This window comes from Pseudomonas sp. GL93, from assembly GCF_003408955.1.
Classification (GTDB): Bacteria; Pseudomonadota; Gammaproteobacteria; order Pseudomonadales; family Pseudomonadaceae; genus Aquipseudomonas; species Aquipseudomonas paracarnis.
The window spans coordinates 13601-32430 of the sequence record NZ_NKRF01000061.1; the positions used below are offsets into that span (position 1 = coordinate 13601).

Annotated in this window: 16 protein-coding genes; 1 reads left to right on the forward strand and 15 read right to left on the reverse strand. The window is 59.0% G+C overall.

The features are described 5' to 3' along the window. Window positions 1-22: 22 nt before the first annotated feature. Genes CER19_RS10195 through CER19_RS10205 form a run of 3 tightly spaced genes read right to left on the reverse strand, consistent with a single transcriptional unit; the run spans window position 23 to window position 5234 of the window. Entirely contained in the window at window positions 23-3088 is a 3066-nt protein-coding gene (locus CER19_RS10195) for an efflux RND transporter permease subunit (RefSeq protein WP_116666326.1), read from the reverse strand. Continuing rightward, a complete protein-coding gene (locus CER19_RS10200) occupies window positions 3085-4155 on the reverse strand; it encodes an efflux RND transporter periplasmic adaptor subunit (RefSeq protein WP_116666327.1) in 1071 nt (356 codons plus the stop codon). Before CER19_RS10200 ends, CER19_RS10195 begins: the two co-directional genes overlap by 4 nt. Further along, the gene (locus tag CER19_RS10205; protein ID WP_116666328.1) at window positions 4152-5234 is read right to left on the reverse strand and encodes an efflux RND transporter periplasmic adaptor subunit; all 1083 of its coding nucleotides are present in this window, start codon (window positions 5232-5234) and stop codon (window positions 4152-4154) included. The genes CER19_RS10200 and CER19_RS10205 overlap by 4 nt, the downstream gene beginning before the upstream one ends. A gap of 121 nt (window positions 5235-5355) precedes the next feature. Between CER19_RS10205 and CER19_RS10210 the strand changes: the two genes are divergently transcribed. Beyond that, window positions 5356-6519 (forward strand): AAA family ATPase, encoded by a 1164-nt coding sequence (locus CER19_RS10210; protein WP_116666329.1) that lies wholly within the window; start codon window positions 5356-5358, stop codon window positions 6517-6519. A 99-nt stretch (window positions 6520-6618) separates the two neighbouring features. On the opposite strand, the gene CER19_RS10215 is transcribed toward CER19_RS10210, so the two are convergent. The 12 genes from CER19_RS10215 to CER19_RS10270 all read right to left on the reverse strand — a co-directional run bounded on the left by CER19_RS10215 (window position 6619) and on the right by CER19_RS10270 (window position 18768). Continuing rightward, window positions 6619-7467 (reverse strand): transporter substrate-binding domain-containing protein, encoded by an 849-nt coding sequence (locus CER19_RS10215; RefSeq protein ID WP_116666330.1) that lies wholly within the window; start codon window positions 7465-7467, stop codon window positions 6619-6621. Beyond that, window positions 7464-8240, reverse strand: a complete 777-nt coding sequence (locus CER19_RS10220) for an amino acid ABC transporter ATP-binding protein (protein WP_116666331.1) — start codon at window positions 8238-8240, stop codon at window positions 7464-7466. Before CER19_RS10220 ends, CER19_RS10215 begins: the two co-directional genes overlap by 4 nt. Further along, entirely contained in the window at window positions 8237-8896 is a 660-nt protein-coding gene (locus CER19_RS10225; protein WP_116666332.1) for an amino acid ABC transporter permease, read from the reverse strand. The genes CER19_RS10220 and CER19_RS10225 overlap by 4 nt, the downstream gene beginning before the upstream one ends. After that, window positions 8877-9542, reverse strand: a complete 666-nt coding sequence (locus CER19_RS10230) for an amino acid ABC transporter permease (protein WP_116666333.1) — start codon at window positions 9540-9542, stop codon at window positions 8877-8879. The genes CER19_RS10225 and CER19_RS10230 overlap by 20 nt, the downstream gene beginning before the upstream one ends. Window positions 9543-9858: 316 nt before the next feature. Then, on the reverse strand, window positions 9859-10641 hold the full coding sequence (locus CER19_RS10235) for a MetQ/NlpA family ABC transporter substrate-binding protein (protein WP_003187613.1): 783 nt from the start codon (window positions 10639-10641) through the stop codon (window positions 9859-9861). 106 nt (window positions 10642-10747) lie between these two features. Continuing rightward, complete coding sequence (locus CER19_RS10240; RefSeq protein WP_116666334.1) at window positions 10748-11674, reverse strand: sigma 54-interacting transcriptional regulator; 927 nt, start codon at window positions 11672-11674, stop codon at window positions 10748-10750. A 47-nt stretch (window positions 11675-11721) separates the two neighbouring features. Next, complete coding sequence (locus tag CER19_RS10245; RefSeq protein ID WP_034125468.1) at window positions 11722-12303, reverse strand: alpha/beta hydrolase; 582 nt, start codon at window positions 12301-12303, stop codon at window positions 11722-11724. A gap of 283 nt (window positions 12304-12586) precedes the next feature. Next, complete coding sequence (locus CER19_RS10250; RefSeq protein ID WP_116666335.1) at window positions 12587-15523, reverse strand: dermonecrotic toxin domain-containing protein; 2937 nt, start codon at window positions 15521-15523, stop codon at window positions 12587-12589. 195 nt (window positions 15524-15718) lie between these two features. Next, the gene (locus tag CER19_RS10255) at window positions 15719-16120 is read right to left on the reverse strand and encodes a biopolymer transporter ExbD (protein ID WP_003187607.1); all 402 of its coding nucleotides are present in this window, start codon (window positions 16118-16120) and stop codon (window positions 15719-15721) included. Beyond that, the gene (locus tag CER19_RS10260; RefSeq protein ID WP_116666336.1) at window positions 16121-16843 is read right to left on the reverse strand and encodes a MotA/TolQ/ExbB proton channel family protein; all 723 of its coding nucleotides are present in this window, start codon (window positions 16841-16843) and stop codon (window positions 16121-16123) included. It abuts the gene before it with no gap. Window positions 16844-16868: 25 nt separating this feature from the next. Next, entirely contained in the window at window positions 16869-17681 is an 813-nt protein-coding gene (locus tag CER19_RS10265; RefSeq protein ID WP_116666337.1) for an energy transducer TonB, read from the reverse strand. A 235-nt stretch (window positions 17682-17916) separates the two neighbouring features. After that, window positions 17917-18768 (reverse strand): LysR family transcriptional regulator, encoded by an 852-nt coding sequence (locus CER19_RS10270; RefSeq protein WP_116666402.1) that lies wholly within the window; start codon window positions 18766-18768, stop codon window positions 17917-17919. Between the last annotated feature and the right edge of the window lie 62 nt (window positions 18769-18830).

The window sequence follows — 18830 nt, forward strand, 5'->3', positions numbered from 1 at the left end:
ACTGACAGCCCCTCTCTCAGTGTTAATCCTGTTGTGGCTGATGGCCCTGTTTCGGCTCGCGGATTTTGTACCAGGCCACATACAGCGCCGGCAGAAACAGCAACGTCAGCAACGTCGCAATGATGATCCCGCCAATCATCGCGTAGGCCATCGGCCCCCAGAATACTTCCCGTGCAATGGGGATCATGCCCAGGCTCGCGGCAGCGGCCGTCAGCAAGATCGGGCGGCGCCGGTGCTCGGTGGCTTCCACCACCGCATCCCACGGCGTGTAGCCGGCCTCTTCGTACTCGTGGATCTGTGTGACCAGAATTACCGAGTTGCGGATGATGATACCGATCAGCGCCAGGATCCCCAGGATCGCCACAAAGCCCATGGGCGTGCCCGTGGGGATCAACGCCAGCACCACGCCGATCAGCCCCAGTGGCGCGACGCTGGCCACCAGGAACATCTTCTGCACGCTGTGCAACTGGATCATCAGGAAGGTGGCCATCAGGAACAGCATCAACGGCACCACCTTGGCGATAGGCCCCTGAGCCTTGCCACTTTCTCCCACGGTACCGCCGGTGGCGACTTTGTAGCCCACCGGCAAGCCTTCGCTGAATTTCTCGATGGTCGGCGCCAACTGCTTGACCAGGTCAGTCGGCTGCATCTCATCGCGCACGGCGGCCTTGATGGTGATGGTCGGCTTGCGGTCGCGGCGCCACACCAGCGGCTGCTCCAGCTCGTAACGCACGGTGGCGAACGCCAGCAGTGGAATCGAGGTGCCGTTGGGCGTGACGATCTGCAGGTTCTGCAAGGTCTCCGGGGTGCCCCGCTCGGCATCTTCGGCGCGGCCGACCACGTTGATCAGGTAGATATCGTCGTGCACCTGGGTCACCGCAGCGCCGCTGACTACGCTGTTCATCAACTGCGCCACGTCTTCCGACGACAGCCCCAATTGCCGCGCCTTGTCCTGGGCGATGTCCACCCGCAGGACTTTGCCGGGCTCGTTCCAGTCGTAGATGATCTCGCCCAGGTGGGTGTTCTGGTCCAGCAAGGTCGCCAGTTCGATGGCGTGTTTGCGCACCTGGTCGATGTCTTTGCCGGACACGCGGTACTGGATCGGCCGCCCTACCGGCGGGCCCATTTCCAGCGGCTGCACGTAGCTGCCGATACCCACAAAATCATCGCGCAAGCGTTGTTGCAGGCGGGCGATCAGGGCGCCACGCTCTTCCAGGCCCTTGCTCACAATCACCAGCTGCGCGTAGTAGGGGTTTTCCAACTGCTGGTCCAGCGGCAGGTAGAAACGAATCGCGCCCTGGCCGATGTAGGTGCTCCAACGGGCGATGTCCGGGTCGTCCTTGATGATCGCTTCAAGGCGGTCAACGGCCTTGCGCGTCTCGTTGATCGAGGCGTTTTGCGGCAGGTTCAGGTCGACGAGGATTTCCGGGCGGTCCGACGACGGGAAGAACTGGTTCTGCACAAACTGCATGGAAAACACTGAGGCCACGAACAGCGCCACGGTGATGCCAATCGCCCACCAGCGGTTGCGCATGGCCCACAGCATGCCGCCATTGAAGGCCCGGCCAATGCGCCCTGGCTCGGCATTGTGCGGTTTCACATTGGCGCTGAGGATATGCACGCCGATCACTGGCGCAAACAGCACCGCCACCACCCACGACACCAGCATCGCCACGGCAATCACCGCGAACAAGGTAAAGGTGTACTCGCCCGCCGAACTGGCGTTGAGGCCAATCGGCACGAAGCCGGCCACGGTCACCAGCGTGCCGGTGAGCATCGGGAACGCCGTGGAGGTATAGGCGTAAGTCGCCGCCTGTTCCTTGGTTTCGCCTTTTTCCAGGCGCGTGATCATCATCTCCACGGTGATCATCGCGTCATCCACCAGCAGGCCGAGGGCGATGATCAACGCGCCCAACGACACGCGCTGCATGGTGATGCCGCTGTATTCCATGAACACGAATACCAGCGCCAGCACCAACGGGATCGAGCACGCCACCACCAACCCGGCGCGCATGCCGAGGCTGATAAAGCTCACCACCAGCACGATGATCACCGCCTCGAACAATGCGCTGGTGAAGCCGCCGACGGCCTCTTCCACCACTTCGGCCTGGTCGGAGACCTTGTGCACGCCGACGCCCACCGGCAGGTCGGCGGTCAGCTCGTCCATGCGCCCGTGCAGGGCCTTGCCGAACGACTGGATATTGCCGCCCTTCTGCATGGCGATGGCCAAGCCAATCGCCGGTTTGCCGTTGAAGCGGAACATCGGCCGCGCCGGGTCCACATAGCCACGGCTGATGTCAGCAATATCCGCCAGCCGGTAGAAACGGTCATTGAGGCGCAGGTTGACGTTGGCCAGGTCCTTCTCCGAAGCGAACTGCCCGGAGGTGCGCACGGAAATGCGTTCCGGCCCTGCCTCGATCACCCCGGCGGGGGTCACGGCGTTTTGCGATTGCAGGCTTTGCACGACCTGGCGCTGATCAATCCCAAGGGCCGCGAGTTTGCGCGTGGAGAAATTCAGGTAAATCACTTCGTCTTGCTGGCCGATCATCTCGACCTTGCCCAGCCCAGGCACCGAACGGATTTCGGCGCGCACCTGCTCCACGTAGTCACGCAGCTGGCGCATCGACAGGCCATCGCCGGTAAAGGCGTACACCGAGCCGAACACGTCACCGAATTCATCGTTGAACGACGGCCCCTGCAAGCCCTGGGGGAAGGTCCCGCGAATGTCATCGATCTTCTTGCGAACCTGGTACCAAATCTCCGGGATGGCCTTGGCACTGGTGGTGTCCTTGAGGAACACGAACACCGTGGACTCGCCGGGCCGGGTGTAGCTTTTCACGTAGTCGAGGGAGTCGAGTTCCTCGAGTTTTTTCTCGATGCGGTCGGTGACCTGCTTGAGGGTTTCTTCCTGGGTCGCGCCCGGCCAGCGGGTCTGGATCACCATGGTTTTGATGGTGAACGACGGGTCTTCTTCACGGCCCAGGTTCATGTAGGAGAACACGCCCATCAGCAGCGCGACGAACATCAGGTACCAGACGAAGGACTGATGCTTGAGGGCCCAGTCGGATAAGTTGAAGCTCCCTTTCATCGCGGGCTGTCCTCGTCGATTTTGACTTTTTGCCCGGGTTTCAGGCTGTTCACGCCGGCAGTGACAATGCGCTCGCCGGGTTTGACGCTGCCATTGAGCAAGGCGCTGTGAGCATCACGGCTGATAACCGTGACCTCGCGGGGTTGCACGGTCTGGCTCTGGGTGTCGAGCAGCCAGATACGGGTCTTGCCGTCGACTTCCTGCAAGGCGCTCAGGGGCAGCTCGATGCGCGGGGCGATGGCAGTGCTCAAGGTCACGCTGATTGCCGTGCCCAGGCGGAACGCGGGCGGGGTTTCGGCCAGGCTCAGGCGTGCGCGACGGGTGCGCGTGGCGCTTTGGGCCTGAGGCTCGATCTCACGCACCACCGCGGTGGTGTGCACGCTGGGGTCCAGTTGCCCGGCGACCAGGAACACCACATCGGCAGGCAAGCGTTCAGCCAGGCCGGCGGGCAGGTCGATCACCGCTTCCTTGATGTCCGGACGGGCCAGGGTCACCACCTGCTGGCCAGCGCTGACCACTTGGCCGGCCTCGGCATTCCAGGCGGTGACGATGCCGGCATGGTCGGTGCGCAGTTCGGCGTAGTTGAGTTGGTCCTTGGCCTGGTTGACCGAAGCACGGGCCTGGTCGAGGGTCGCCTGGGTGGTTTTCAAGTCGGTCTGTGCCACATCCAACTGGGCCTGGGCGCCGACGCCACGGTTAAACAGTTCCTGTTGCCGCCGAGCGTTGGCCTGGGCGTTGATGAACTGCGCCTGTACGCGTGCCAGGTCGCCCTGGGCGGCGCGCAATTGGTTCTGCTGGTCGGTGGGGTCAAGCACGGCGAGCAAGGCGCCCTTCTCGACTTCGGCGCCGACATCCACGGCGCGACGGGCGATGCGGCCAGGCACACGGAAACCCAGGTTGCTTTCGTAGCGGGCCTGGATGGTGCCGGCAAAACGACCGAGGTTTTCCTGGTCTTCGGCCTTCACTTGCATGGACAGCACCGGGCGTATGGGTTCGGGCGGCGCCTCTTCCTTGGAGCAGGCCATCAGCAACAGGCTGGCGGCGACAATGAGCGTCAGTTGCTTCATGGCTGCGCTCCGGGTTGGGCGATCTCGACGACCATGCCGGGGTGCAGCAATTGCCCACCGGCTATCACGACTTTTTCACCGCCTTGGAGGCCCTCGCCGATGATCACTTTGCCGGTGAGGTAGCGCGCCACGGTGACCTTGTGCAACTGCGCCTTGCCTTCGCCGTCCACCAGCCACACGGCCGGCTCGTTGAGGTCTTTGGTCAGGGCCGACCAAGGCAGCTCGATGCTCGCCTTGGCCGGGCCATTGGCGGTGGCACTCACCACCGACCCCAGCTCCATACCCTTGGGCAGGCTTTGCAGGGCGATCTTCACTTGCACGGTGCCGGTATTGGCGGCCACGGCGGGCGTGACTTCGCGGACTTTGCCCACGGCCTTGATGCTCGGGTTGTCCAGCAGGCTGACGGTAATCGGCGCATCGGGCGGCGGCTCCACCAGCAAGGACTCATACACATTGAACACGGCGTCACGCTCGCCATCGCGGGCCAGGCTGAAGATCGGCACGGTGGCTTGTACCACTTGGCCAACTTCGGCCTGGCGCGCCGTGATGATCCCCGGTGCATCGGCAATCAACGCGGTGTAGCCCAATTGTTCACGGGCATTGGCCAACTGCGCCTGAGCAGCGGCCAGGGCACTTTGACTGCTGCGCAGCGCGGCCTGGGCGGCGTCGTATTCGCTGCGGCTGGTATAGCCTTTGGGCAAGAGTTTTTCCTGGCGCACGAAGGCGGCTGCGGTCTGCTTGACCCGCGCCTGTTCGGCCACAACCTGAGCCTGGGCGGAATCGACATTGGTTTGCAGGTCCTTGGGGTCGAGCTTGGCCAGGACTTGCTTGGCCGTTACTCGGTCGCCCACGTCGACCATGCGCTGGATGATCTTGCCGCCCACGCGAAAGGACAGATCGGTTTGCACCCGCGCCTGGATATCACCGGTCAACGTGACCGCCGCGGCAAAATCCGCCGACTGCACGGTTTGCACGAACACCCGTGAATGTTGCTTGGGCTCGGCCTTGTCTTGGCCACAGCCACTGAGCAGCGCCAGGAGGCTAAGGCTGAAAATAAATGTCGAGGTGCGACCGCCCATGCAGGCTCCTTTTGCGTGATGCCGACGTTCAAGTGTGTATGCGACTGTGAGCTTAGATCAGGGTTCCTTATCTGCATGGAGGATCCCATACTCCAATGGTTCCCACGCTGACTAAATACATATGCTTAAAACCCTCGCGGTGGCCAATTACCGCTCGATCAACAAATTGGTGGTGCCCCTGGACCGACTGAACCTGGTGACCGGGCCCAATGGCAGCGGCAAGTCCAACCTGTATCGCGCCCTGCGCCTGTTGGCCGAGACCGCCCAGGGCGGGGTGATCAATGCGCTGGCCCGCGAAGGCGGGCTGGATTCGACCTTCTGGGCCGGGCCGGAAAACATCAGCCGGCGCATGCGCAATGGCGAAGTACCGGTGGAGGCCGTGGTCGCCCAGGGTGTCAAACGCTTGCGCCTGGGCTTTGCCGGGGAGGACTTCAGCTACGCCATCTCCCTGGGCATGCCCATACCGGTTCCCGGCAGCGAGTTCAAACTGGACCCGGAGATTAAAAAGGAATGTATCTGGGCCGGTCCCCTCTACCGTCCGGCCAGCCTGCTGGTTCAGCGCTCGGGGCCGATGGTACGCGCCCGTGATGGGCGCGCCTGGGATGTACTGGCCCAGCACACGCCCAACTATCACAGCCTGTTCGATCAGGTGGGCAGCCTGCGCGGTTCGCCGGAAGTATTGCTGCTGCGCGAAAGCATCCGTGGCTGGCGCTTTTATGACCATTTTCGCAGCGATGTGGATGCGCCGGTGCGCCAACCGCAATTAGGCACGCGCACGCCGGTGCTGCATCACGACGGTCGGGACTTGGCGGCCGCATTACAGACGATTCGTGAAGTGGGCGATACCGAGGCCTTGCAGCACGCGGTCAGCGATGCCTTCCCCGGCGCACGGTTGCATATCGAACCCTTGCAGGGCGGCCGCTTTGCCATCGAGTTTTATCAGGAAGGCTTGCTGCGCCCATTGTCGGCGGCGGAACTGTCAGACGGCACCCTGCGCTACTTGCTGTTGATTGCCGCGCTGCTGACCCCCCGGCCACCGACCATGATGGTGCTGAACGAGCCGGAGACCAGCCTGCACCCCGACCTGTTGCCGGCGCTGGCGCGCTTGATTATCCAGGCGTCGAAGCAGTGCCAGGTGTGGGTGGTGAGCCACGCCAGCCGCTTGATTGCGGCGTTGCAGCAGGATGAGGGGTGTAACTCGATTGTGTTGGAGAAGGTGATGGGGGAAACGCGGATTGTGGGACAAGGCATTTTGGATGCGCCGGCGTGGCATTGGCCGGAGTAGGCGGTGACTGCACTGGCCTCATCGGGGGCAAGCCCCCTCCCACATTTTGATTTGTGAATACATTCAAAGGTGGGAGCTGGCTTGCCTGCGATAGCTATTTCAGCCCTGCCACTTACCGCCTTCAACAATCACACTCTCAGGCTTGGTGTCATCGCTCAGTTCTTTGCGCACATATTGGTCATAGAGCTTGAGCAGGAACTTCTCCTCACCCAACTTCGCCAGCTCGGCATTCACCCAGTCGCGCAGCTCGGTATTGCCCTTCTTCACCGCCGGAGCAATCGGTGCTTCATCCCCCAGTTTCTCTTCCAGCACGCGGTAGCCTGGGTTCTGCTTGGCCCAGCTGAACAGCACCAGGTTGTCTTGCGCGTAGGCATCCCCACGGCCAGCCGACAATGCTTGCAGCGACTCGGAGTTCTTCTCGAACTTGAGCAGCTTCCAGTCCGGGTGGTTCTTGGTCAGCCAGATATCGGCAGTGGTGCCGGTGGTGACGATAGTGGTACGGGTTGCCAGGTCGTCCAGGCTTTTCACCGCACTGTCATTCGGCACCAGGGCCTGGACCGCGACTTTCAGGTTGGGGTTGGTGAAGTCCACCGCTTCCTTGCGTTCAGGCGTCACGGTCATGTTGGCGAGAATCAGGTCGACCTTGTCGCTTTGCAGGAAGGGGATACGGCTGGCAGGTTCCACGGCGACAAATTCCACCTTGTTTTCGTCGCCCAACAGGTCCTTGGCGAATTGACGGCCAATGTCGGTATCGAAGCCGACATAACGACCGGCTTCATCCACAAAACCGAATGGCGGCTTGTCGGTAAACACGCCCACAATCAGCTTGTCCCGCGCTTTGATTTTGTCGATGTAGCTCACAGCGGCGGGTTTTTCCGGCTCCTCGGCCTTTTTTTCGCAGCCGGCCAGCAAGGCGACGGCAAACAGTGGCAGCAGTAACTTTTTCATATCAGCTCCAGTTCCTTGATCTTTTTGGGCAGTGTTGAAACAAAGGAGAACTTCTCCAGGAACTGCTGCGCGCGTGCGGTCTGCGGGTTCGTAAAGAATGCCTCGGGGGTGTTGTGTTCGAGGATGCGACCGGCCTCCATGAACACCACGCGGTCAGCGACGGCGCGGGCGAAGGCCATTTCGTGGGTGACTATCAACAAGGTCATGCCATCGCGGGCCAGGTCCTGGATCACTTCCAGCACTTCCTTGACCATCTCCGGGTCGAGGGCCGCGGTGACTTCGTCAAACAGCATGACCTGAGGGTTCATGCACAACGAGCGCACGATAGCGATGCGTTGTTGCTGTCCACCGGAAAGCTGGCGTGGGAAGGCGTCGCGCTTGTCGGCCAGGCCCACGCGTTCCAGCAGTTTTTGCGCCTGCTCACGAGCCTCGCGGGGGTCACGTTTTTGCACTTTGAGCGGGCCGAGCAGGATGTTGTCGAGCACGCTCATGTGCGGGAACAGGTGGTAGCTCTGGAACACCATGCCAATGTCCTGGCGTACCTGGCGCCAGTCGGTGGTTTTATCCAGCAGCTCAATGCCTGCAAAGCGCAAGTGTCCGCTGTGAGCAACCTCCAACCCATTTAGGCAGCGCAGCAAGGTGCTTTTGCCACAGCCGCTGGGGCCGAGGATCACCACCACTTCGCCGCGTTGCACGCTCAGATCGATGCCCTTGAGCACCTGCGCCTCGCCAAAGAATTTGTTGAAACCCTGAAACTCGATCAATGCGCTCATGCTTGGGCCCAGCGCCGCTCCAGCACCTTGGAGGCGGCTGACAGCGGGTAGCAGATAAAGAAGAAAAACAGGAACAGCGCACCGTAGATCAATACCGACTCATAGGTGCGCTCGATGATTTGCTGGCCGACCTTGATCACATCCACCACACCAATCAGCACCGCCAGGGAGCTGGTCTTGATGATGCGCGTGTACACGTTGATGGTCGGCGGCGTCATGCGCTTGAGGGCCTGGGGCAGCAGTACATAGCCGTACAACTGTGGGCCGGACAGGCCAATCGACAGCCCCGCTTCGCGCTGGCCACGGGGCAGCGAATGCAACGCGCCACGCACCACTTCGCCCACCTCGCTGGCGCCCCACAACGACAGCACCAGCACCGCGCACCAGAAACTCGGGATGCTCAGCCCGAAGAAGATCGGCACGCCAAAAAACAGCAGGTACAACCACACCAGCACCGGAATGGCGCGAAACAGTTCCAGGTAGACCCGCAGCACGCCGTTGATCGCCCTGTTATTCAAGGTGCGCAGCACGCCGTAGAGCACGCCACCAACCGTACTGAAGGCGATGCTCAAAAACGAAATCGACAGGGTTTGCGCAGCGCCCTTGCCCAATTGCGGCAACGACACCCACAACAACTCAAGACCCGAACTGGCCATGCTGGAGCCTCCTTTCCAGGCGGCTGAGCAACAGCGACAACGGCAGGAACAACAGCACGCAAATCAGCGTCAGCACAGCGAGCATTTCGTAGGTTTTGTAGTAGAGAGCGATGTAGCTCTTGGTGGTGTAGAAAATTTCCGGCACCGCCACCGCCGACACCACGGTGGTTTCCTTGAGCAGGAAAATGAAATTGGCGAACAGCGCCGGCAGGCTGAGGATCCCGGCCTGGGGCAGGATCACGTGGCGCAGCAGCTGCCAATCGGACAGGCCAATGGACTTGCCCGACTCGATTTGCGCCAGCGGCACCGCTTCCACACCGGCGCGCAGTACTTCGGTGAGGTAGGCGCCGCCCAGAAAGGTCATGGTGATGATCGCCGCCCAGAACCCGGAAATATTGAAACCCAGGGCCGGCAGCGCGAAGTAGACGAAGAACAGTTGGATCAACAACGGCGTGTTACGCGCCAGCTCCACATAGAGCGCCACCAGGCGCGACAGGTAAGGCGTGCGAAACACCAGCAGCGCAGCATTGATCAGCGCCACCAGCAAGGACGTGGCAATGGCGATCAGACCAACTTGCAGCGTCACACCCACGGCCTTGAGAAACGCCGGCAGGGTGCTGAGGATAAAAGCGAAATCGAAGGTCATGTGCAGTCCATATCGCCGCATGGGTAATGCCGCGAGCGCAGTCCGTGCCGACGTGGATAACGTCAGCTAGCGCGAACTTTAAAGGTATAAAAATCAAATTTTAAATACCTAGATAGCATATCCATATCACCAAAAAACTTACCTCTGTGGGAGCTGGCTTGCCTGCGATAGCGGTCCGTCAGATACAGCGGGGATTCTGACCCACCACTATCGCAGGCAAGCCAGCTCCCACAGTTTTGAATGTATTTCAGATAAAAAAACGCCGACGCTGTAGTAGCCGTCGGCGTTGAAACCTTGAAGGGGGTTTTGGCTTACATCAGAACGCTGGCACCACCGCGCCGTTGTACTTCTTCTCGATGAAAGCTTTGACTTCCGGGCTGGTCAGGGCCTTGGCCAGCTTCTGGATAGCATCGCTGTCCTTGTTGTCCGGGCGTGCCACCAGGAAGTTCACGTACGGCGACTTGGCATCTTCGATGATCAACGCGTCCTTGGCCGGGTTCAGGCCAGCTTCCAGGGCGTAGTTGGTGTTGATCAGGTCGAGGTCAACCTGGTCCAGCACCCGTGGCAACAGGGCCGATTCCAGCTCTTTGAACTTCAGGTTCTTGGGGTTGCTGGCGATGTCTTTCGGCGTAGCCAAGGCGTTGGTCGGATCTTTCAGGGTGATCACCCCGGCCTTTTGCAGCAGCAACAGGGCACGGCCGCTGTTGGAGCCTTCATTCGGGATAGCCACGGTGGCGCCGTCTTTCAGATCTTCGATTTTCTTGATCTTTTTCGAGTAGCCGCCGAAGGGTTCAACGTGCACGCCCACCACAGTAATCAGGTTGGTGCCCTTGCCCTTGTTGAAGTTTTCCAGGTACGGCAGGGTCTGGAAATAGTTGGCGTCCAGGCGTTTCTCAGCGACTTGCACGTTGGGCTGTACGTAGTCAGTAAAGACTTTGATCTGCAGGTCCACGCCTTCCTTGGCCAGGGTCGGCTTGATCAGCTCGAGGATTTCGGCGTGCGGGATCGGCGTAGCGGCCACCACCAGTTTCTCGTTGGCCTGGGCGAAGCCGGCAGTCAGAGCAGCCGCCAGAGCGGTAAACAACAGAACCTTTTTCATGCAATGTCCTTCTAACGACCGTTTTTATGTGAGGTGCCAGCGAAGTGCTATCGCGGCGTGAGAGGGACAATACCTAGATTTTTTATTCCCGAACAATATCTTTTATTCACGTTGATATTCCATTTTGCTCATACAGGAATTTACGCAACGACTCCCGCTCGGCTGGGCTGGCGCTGGCAAAAATTCGTCGCACTTGCTCCAGCGGCGAACCCGCCACCGGCAAGTTCAAATGCTCGGGCAAGATTTCATCGCCACTGCTCACCAGCAAGGCAAAGTGAATGACGTTTTCCAATTCTCGCGTATTGCCCGGCCAGGTGTGGTGTTCCAGCACCTGCTGGGCGGCGTCGCTGATCAGCGGCACCGGCAGGTCCAGGCGCTGGCTGTAGATGCCCAGGAAATATTCGGCCAGGGACAAGATATCTCCCACCCGCTCGCGCAACGCCGGCAGGTCCAACCGGCCCTCACTCAAATAATGGAACAGACGCTCGTGAAACTTGCCGACGGCCACGGCCTGCGCCAGGTCGATGCTGGTGGCGGCCACCAGGCGCACATCCACCGGGCTGGGCTGATGAGCGCCGACGCGGGTGACTTCGTGGTTTTCCAGGGCCGCGAGCAATTTCACCTGGATCGGCAGCGGCAAGTCACCAATCTCATCCAGGTACAAGGTGCCGCCATTGGCCGAGCCGAACCAACCCGCCCGGCTGCTCGCCGCGCCGCTGTGGCTACCGGCGGCATAGCCGAACAACTCGGCATCCGCATAGGTGGGGCTGATAGCGCCACAGTTGACCGAGACAAACAGGCCAGTACGGTCGCTGCCACGGTGAATGTGCCGCGCCAGCAATTCTTTACCGCTGCCGGTTTCTCCGCGAATCAGTACGGGTAAGGCACGCGGCGCAAGGCTTTCCAACTCTTCACGCAGTTGGCGTGAGCGTGGGTCGACGAACACCAGCGCTTTGGCGCGGATGCTCAACGGGCTTTTTTCAGCATCGGGAAAGGTCAGCAGCGGCTGGCCGTAGGTTTCATGCAGACTCATGGCAGGCTCCCGCCCCAATCCACACAGGGACGGGGCGTTGAAAAATATTAGGCGCTGCGCCGAGCGTGGTGCTCGAGGCGATGTTGCAAGCGATAGAGGTAAGCAAACCCTTGCTCCCAGCGCCGGTGGCCGGACTTCACATTGATATGCCCGGCGCCCGACAAGATGCCGGCTTCGGCGCCCCACTGACGCGCCAGTTCCAGAGCCCTGGGGGCGCTCACGGCACTGTCGTTATCGGAGCTGACCACCTGGCTGGGAAATGGCAGCAGGTCAGTTGGAATAGGGGCGAAATTGCGCAGAGCAGGGGCACACGCAGGGCGCTCGACATCCGCCGGTGCCACGAGCAACGCGCCGCGTACCTGCCGCAAGAAGTGCACGGGGGCAGTGGCGGCCCAGTGGGCCACGGTGATGCAACCCAGGCTATGAGCGATCAGGATGACCGGCGTGCTGTCGGCAGCGATGGCCTCGGCCAGTGCGGCAACCCAGTCCTCGCGACGCGGCGTCAGCCAATCGGCCTGTTCCACCCGTGCGCTATTGGGCAGGCTGTTCTGCCAATGGGTTTGCCAATGATCTTCTGGCGATCCTTGCCAGCCCGGCACGATCAGATAACGAATCGACTCGCTGTGCATGGGTGTGCCCTCCTGCAACGTTTAGCGTTGCAGCTCAGTATAGGGATGACCTTCAAACAGAATAAGGAATAAAAAAGAATTTATTAATAACAAAATAGAATTTAGCCATATCTCCCCGCCCACACCTCAGGAAACGCCATCGCTCGCCCCGACACCCAGGTGTCAGAGCGAGACGATGCCCTTCTCTTTGGCGAAGCTGGATTACTTTCCAGATGAGCAATCAGTGGTCACGTTTAAGCGTCCAGCGCTCACTATTGCTCATGCCGTCAAGCCTATACCCGGATTAACGAGAATGCTGCATGGAGTGCTCCGCCCCGATAGAAACCCCAAACTTATGATTCATCGGCATATAATAATCTCTCAACTCAGTGTATTTTTTTGCATAATTTTCGGGAAGAAGAACACGAGCATTCAAGAGCTCGTTTATTTCATCGACAATCGGAAAGAAACCGTAATTCTCTCGTTCGAGCACATCCCCAAACATTCTCGGACCGGTTATTTCAAAAATCCTTGTTTCATACTCTTTATAAGCCTGTTGCTCTGCGGTTGTCGCTTCCTCAGGCAGGAACGGACGATTTACCTGCAACCAGGATTCATTAGCCTTGTATCGCTGATAAGATTCTTCCATAAGGGTATCGAGCAAAGGATTGTCGGGATGGCTCGCAAAATTACTTGTATTGAACCCATTGAAGTCCGTGGCAGCGTAAGTAACGGGCGAATTCATCAGAATATCATTTGGGGTGGCTTTCAGCGTGACATCGCCTACCCCCTTAGTCAGAACATCGTCAGTATCGAGATAAATACCACCGTATTTTTTTATCAGCGCAACGCGCATGACGTCAGATGAGGCCGATAAATTCTGCCCTTGTCCTGAGCGAAAATACTGATACATCTCCCCATACTTGCCGGCATGGAGTTCTCGAAAAGCCTCCTCTTCTTTCAAATCGTGAACTTCAAGCCCACCCACTCGGTGATCCAGAGCGGATTTTATCTTCTGAAAGGCCCCAGCGTTATTGGCATCCACGTGAACGATAGACTTATACCCCGGGCTTTTCCTGGAGTTCTCAATAATATTTTCGAGCAAATGCTCTGGCATCTCATTGCCTGCCCAAAAATAGTGGATGACTTTTGGCACTTCTGTAGCGGCGGAAGGCAGCGACGGCAGTGGCGGTACTTTCAGTGTTTTATTAATAGTCGAAACCGGTGCACTTTTACTCCCGGCAGTCGCCTCGGCTTTAGTACCACTCAGCCACTTTCCTTGCCCCTTACGCCAATAAAAAATGTCATTCACTTGCCCGTTCTCGTTGAGCCCACGCCAGAGGCGTGCCTCTACGTCATACGTAACTTTTGTACCGTACTGACCTACAAAAACCATGTAGTCTTGCGAGAACATTTGATGGATATCGTCCATCGGAATCGTGAATTCCTCGAGGATCTTCGGAGGCGCAACAGGGCTCATCGGATATCCTATCTGGCCATTGACACGTCGTGGCGGGTTGAAGTTTGGCCGCCCTTGTTCGGGGACTTGAGTGGGCGCCTGGGCTGCAATATCACCCCCTGCAACAATGCCCTCCCCGGAGACCCGCTCTGTCAGCACCTTCGCAAGCGGCGCCCCCGCATGAGTGGCTAATGGCGGCACGGCGTTCAATACGCCAAAAACGATACGGTCAGCCCCCGTCGCTTTGCCTTTGACGGCATCATCAATACCGATGCCTGCCTGGGTGACCCCGGCAGCCAGGAAGAAAATATCCAGCCCTATGGCTACTTCCGGCATGACCAGCGCCAGTGGTGTCATGAACATTGCGACCTTTGTGGCCTCTTCCACACCCTGCAGTATCTTGTTCTTGGTGTAGTCGCCATCGCTGACAATGGCATTGTCGGCATCCGAGTAAGAACGCTCTTTTTGCCGAACCTTGACCGCTTCAAAAGGATCGCCACTTAATGGCTCAACGGTGATAAAACGATCCGGCACCCAGCCATTGAGCCCCGAAAGAAACGCGTTCCCTGACGCCTGCGCTTCGGACCAATTGGCCATCCCTTCCAAGGTTTGACGCACACCATCTGAAAACGACCTTCTGGCCTGGTCCTTGAGGGAGAAATGCGTCAACAGTGATTCACGCTTTACAGGATCCCTGGCTTGCTCGGCCAGCCACGTTTTCATTTGTTCCGGATTGTCGAAGCGATGGATCGGCGAGGAATTGCCAGGGATGTAAAGCAATGTGAGCTGGGTTTTGCGGTCGGTCACACACATCAAGTCGGTGGACTGAAAGCCATTGATGCTCAGCATACCGACATCCAGATCCGGGTCCTTGACCGCAGGCGTTGTAAAATCCTGGGCGGTCAGCTCGGACCATTCCTTTTGCGCAACAGGCCCCAACGCACGCTGGGCGAGTGCTGCCTCGGTAGGCTTAAGCGAGCCTTCCAAGCGTTGTAGATTGATCGCTTTAACAAAAGAGATTTTACTCAATGATGTATATGAGCCGCTGTGCTTGTCCCAAAAGCTATCAAGGGTATTTTTATACAGTTTAGTCCGGTCTGTATCCCAGACTAATGTTTTAAAATCATCAACGGGTATGGATACCTGAGTATCCGAAGTATAAGGCGCAGCCCCCTGAGCACTCGGCTCCCGGTAAATACCTTGCCGACTGTTTGCCTCTTCGACCCAGCCGTCAATTTTATTGTAAACATACACTACCGGAGAAAAATATTTTGCAATTTTTCGAAACCAACCCTCATTATCCTCAATCGTTACATCTTGCCTGTTCTTCAGCGCCGCCTGTGTCAGTGTTATTTTTTCGACGACGTCTTTTTCGTCTTCCCCATTATCTTTAAATGTAACCAGAAACGTTTTATCGGGATCAAGATCCAATCCCCAGCGCTGCTTTATCGCTGCGGACAAAATTGTTGAAATTTCTTTTTCGGGGGTTATAAAATCGCCAGAATGCTTACCAATATAAGACTCTATATTAGCGTTTTTCTTCAATGTCGAACTTCCGTTGTTCGTCGCCCTGGAGACGCCGGCAGACTCACCCCCTTTTGATGCACCGTATTTTCTCTGGTAGTCAACCAAACTTGGCGGCTTACAGGCTGAAGGATGTTTGAGACGTGGTGAACCGGAGGGTGGAGAGACCACCACCGGGGAATTTTCTACAGGCTTATCAGTTGACACCTGCGGATTTACAAACGTGTTTACCAGCTGAACAGGAAACCGTATAGGCATGTAATTTCTCCATTAATTAAATTGCTCCATGCACTGCCCAGCATAATCATATCGTCCAGAATTGCACGCTTGGAAATACTCGAAAACATGTAAATTCTTTTCCTGTGCAACATCCATAAATACCTGACCCTTAAATAAAAAAAGGCCGCACCCTGCCAAGGAAAGCGGCCCAAAAACTGTTGAGATTTTTTGAAACTAACGTGCGGTAATCACCGACAACTTGGTAATCCCCGCGCGCTCGATCGACGCCATGGCGCGCGCCACTTCGCCATAATTCACACCGTCATCGGCCTGCAGTTGCACCCGTACATCGGGGTCCTTGGCCTTGGCCGCCTGCAGGTTGAATTCCAGCAGGTCCGGCTGGATGGCGTCCTTGTTGATAAACACTTTGCCTGCGCCGTCGATGCTCACCACCAGCGGGTCTTTCTGCTCGACCGGCGCTACGGCCTGGGTCTTGGGCAGGTTGATCGGGATGGAGTTGGTCAACAGCGGCGCGGTAACGATAAACACCACCAGCAGCACCAGCATCACGTCCACCAGCGGCGTGACGTTGATCTCGCTCAGCACCTCATCACTGTCTTGCGTGGAGAAGGCCATTCAGGACGCCTCCTTCACTTTCTGCGGGCTGCCAGCGCTGGCCTTGGCCAATGTCGGGTGCAGCAGCACGCGGAACGCGTTTTTCTGCGCCAGGCTGTAGAAGTCGTGGGCAAAGTCATCCAGGTCCGCCGCCGTCAGCTTCAGGCGACGCAGAAAATAGTTGTAGACCAGCACCGCAGGCACCGCGACGGCGATCCCCACGCCGGTTGCAACCAGCGCCGCACCAATCGGCCCGGCCACGGTTTCCAGGCTGGCGGACCCGGCGGCGCTGATCCCCTTCAGCGCTTCCATGATGCCCCACACGGTGCCAAACAGGCCGATAAACGGCGAGGTGCTGCCGATACTGGCGACTACGGCCAGGCCGGTCTCCAGGGAGCGGCGCTCGCGCACGATTTGCTGGCGCAGGGCGCGTTCGAGGCGGTCCTGGTGATTGATCGCCTGGCTCAAATCCGCAGCGTGGGTGGTATCGCCCACCTGGATCGCGGCATAGCCAGCTTGGGCTACACGGGCGGCGGCGCCAGGCTGGGTGTCGGCGAGTTCGGCGGCCGAGTCGAGGCTCGATGCCGCCCAGAACTGTTTGTGAAACTTGCGATCCTGGGCCTTGAGGCGACCGAACTGCACGCCCTTGAGCAAGGCCAGGCCCCAGGTGGCGACCGAAAAGGCCACCAGCAGCCAGATCACCGCGCTTTCGATGGATTCAAGTGGAGATGCCAATGCCATGATGTTTTCCCTCTGCGCCGCTGAATAATTAATGAATCTTGAAATCGATGGGCACGCTCACCCAGCCGTTCTGGGCCACATCGCCCTGCTTGGCAGGCACGAAACTCCAGCGCTTCACCGCTGCCAATGCCGCGTCATCCAACTGCTGGCGACCGCTGCTTTTTTGCACCTGGATCTCACCCGGTTTACCGCTGGCCAGCACCTGCACGCGCAGCAACACCGTGCCTTCCCAACCGCGACGCTGAGCCAGTGACGGGTATTCCGGCGCCGGGTTTTTCAGGTACGCGGCGTTGGCCGAAGCAGGCGTCACCGGCGCTGGCGCCGCAGGTGCGGGCGGAGCAGGTGGGGCTGCCGTCGGTGGTGCAGGTGGCTGCTCGACGGCCTTGGGGGCCGGCTTGGGCTCAGGTTTAGGCACGGGCTTGGGCTTGGGTTTCACAATGGGTTTGGGCGGCGCCGGCTTGGCCGCCAACTCATCCACCACCGGCGGCGGTGGCTCGACCACAGGTGGCGGCGGTGGTGGTGGTACAGGTGGTGGCGGCTCAACCACCGGCGGCGCCGGCTGGGAAAATTCGATGGTCATCGGTGGAATTTCCGGCGGCACAATCGGCAGCACCGGCGTGGGTTTCTGGCTCACCCAATAGATCACTGCGCCATGCAGCGCCAACACCAGCAACCCGAGCAAAATCCCTTCGCGGCGGCTGGAAAAACGCTTCGGGGTCTTCTGCAGGCGCAATTGCCCCAACGGCGCGCGATGCGGCCGGCCAAGGTCGACCAACTCACCACTCGGTGCCTGGCGCCACTGCGCCTCGGGTGCACTGGCGGCGGTCTGGACATTGCCCATTGATTCACTCCCTGCGGTTTTGAAAAACCGACGGGGCCTACGTGAAGGCCCGTCGAGGGCTGAATCATCGGGGCCAGACACTTATCTCTTAAAGTAATCTTTAAAGTTATAAATAGAACAAAATTGCATATATAAAACAGCCGCTAACGCCAAAGCCACGGGGTACGTGGCCTGGCTTCAATCCGTCGTTTTTCAATGCCCTAAAGGCATACAAAATATTCAGCAAAGGTATGGCTCAGTGCGAGTTTCCACTGCACAAAGCCAGCAATTCACCCAGCAAACTCTTGCCCGCGGCGCCCAAACCACTGCGGCCATACAGGGCCAATCGCACGCCATGAACAGGTGGCAAGCCACTCTCTGGGCCGAGTATGCGATGGCCCGGTTGCAACACCCGTTCCGGCAATAAACTGATGCCCAAGCCTGCCGCCACCGCCGAACACACGCTGGCCAGGCTGGCACTGGAATAGCCGATGCGCCAACGCCAACCGGCACGCTCAAGATGGTGCAGCATGTCGTTGCGATACAGGCCGCCCACGGGGAAAGCCACCAGCGGCAGCGGGTCACGGCCCAGGGCCGGGGTGCTTAGGCTGTCGACCCAGTACAAGGGCTCCGGCCACGACGCCACACAGTCGTCGCTGTCACCCATCTGCTTGACCAGCAACACATCGAACTCACCGCCCCGGTACTGTCGCTGCAATTCAGGGCCCAGCCCGCTGGTGACTTCCAGTCGCACCCGTGGATAAGCCACCACAAATGCCGAAAGCAGCGGCATCAGGCGCTCGGCAGCAAAATCCTCCGGCACGCCGAGGCGCAACACGCCGTCGCTTTGCTGGTTGATCAGCACATCGGCGGCTTCTTCGTGCAGCGCGAGGATGCGGCGCGCATATGCGAGCAGGCGCTCCCCCTCCGCGGTGGCCACTACCCGGCGCTGGTCGCGGTCGAGTAACTGATAAGCCACTGCGTCTTCCAGGCGGCGGATCTGTTGGCTGACGGTAGACTGGGTCAAGTGCAGGCGCTCGGCGGCGCGGGTGAAATTGCCGCAGTCCACCACGGCGACAAAGCTGCGCAACAACACGGGATCGAACAACGCCATCACCATTGTGTTTGCCACTGATTGGCATGTTTATATTTAATTTCAGAATACCTTGC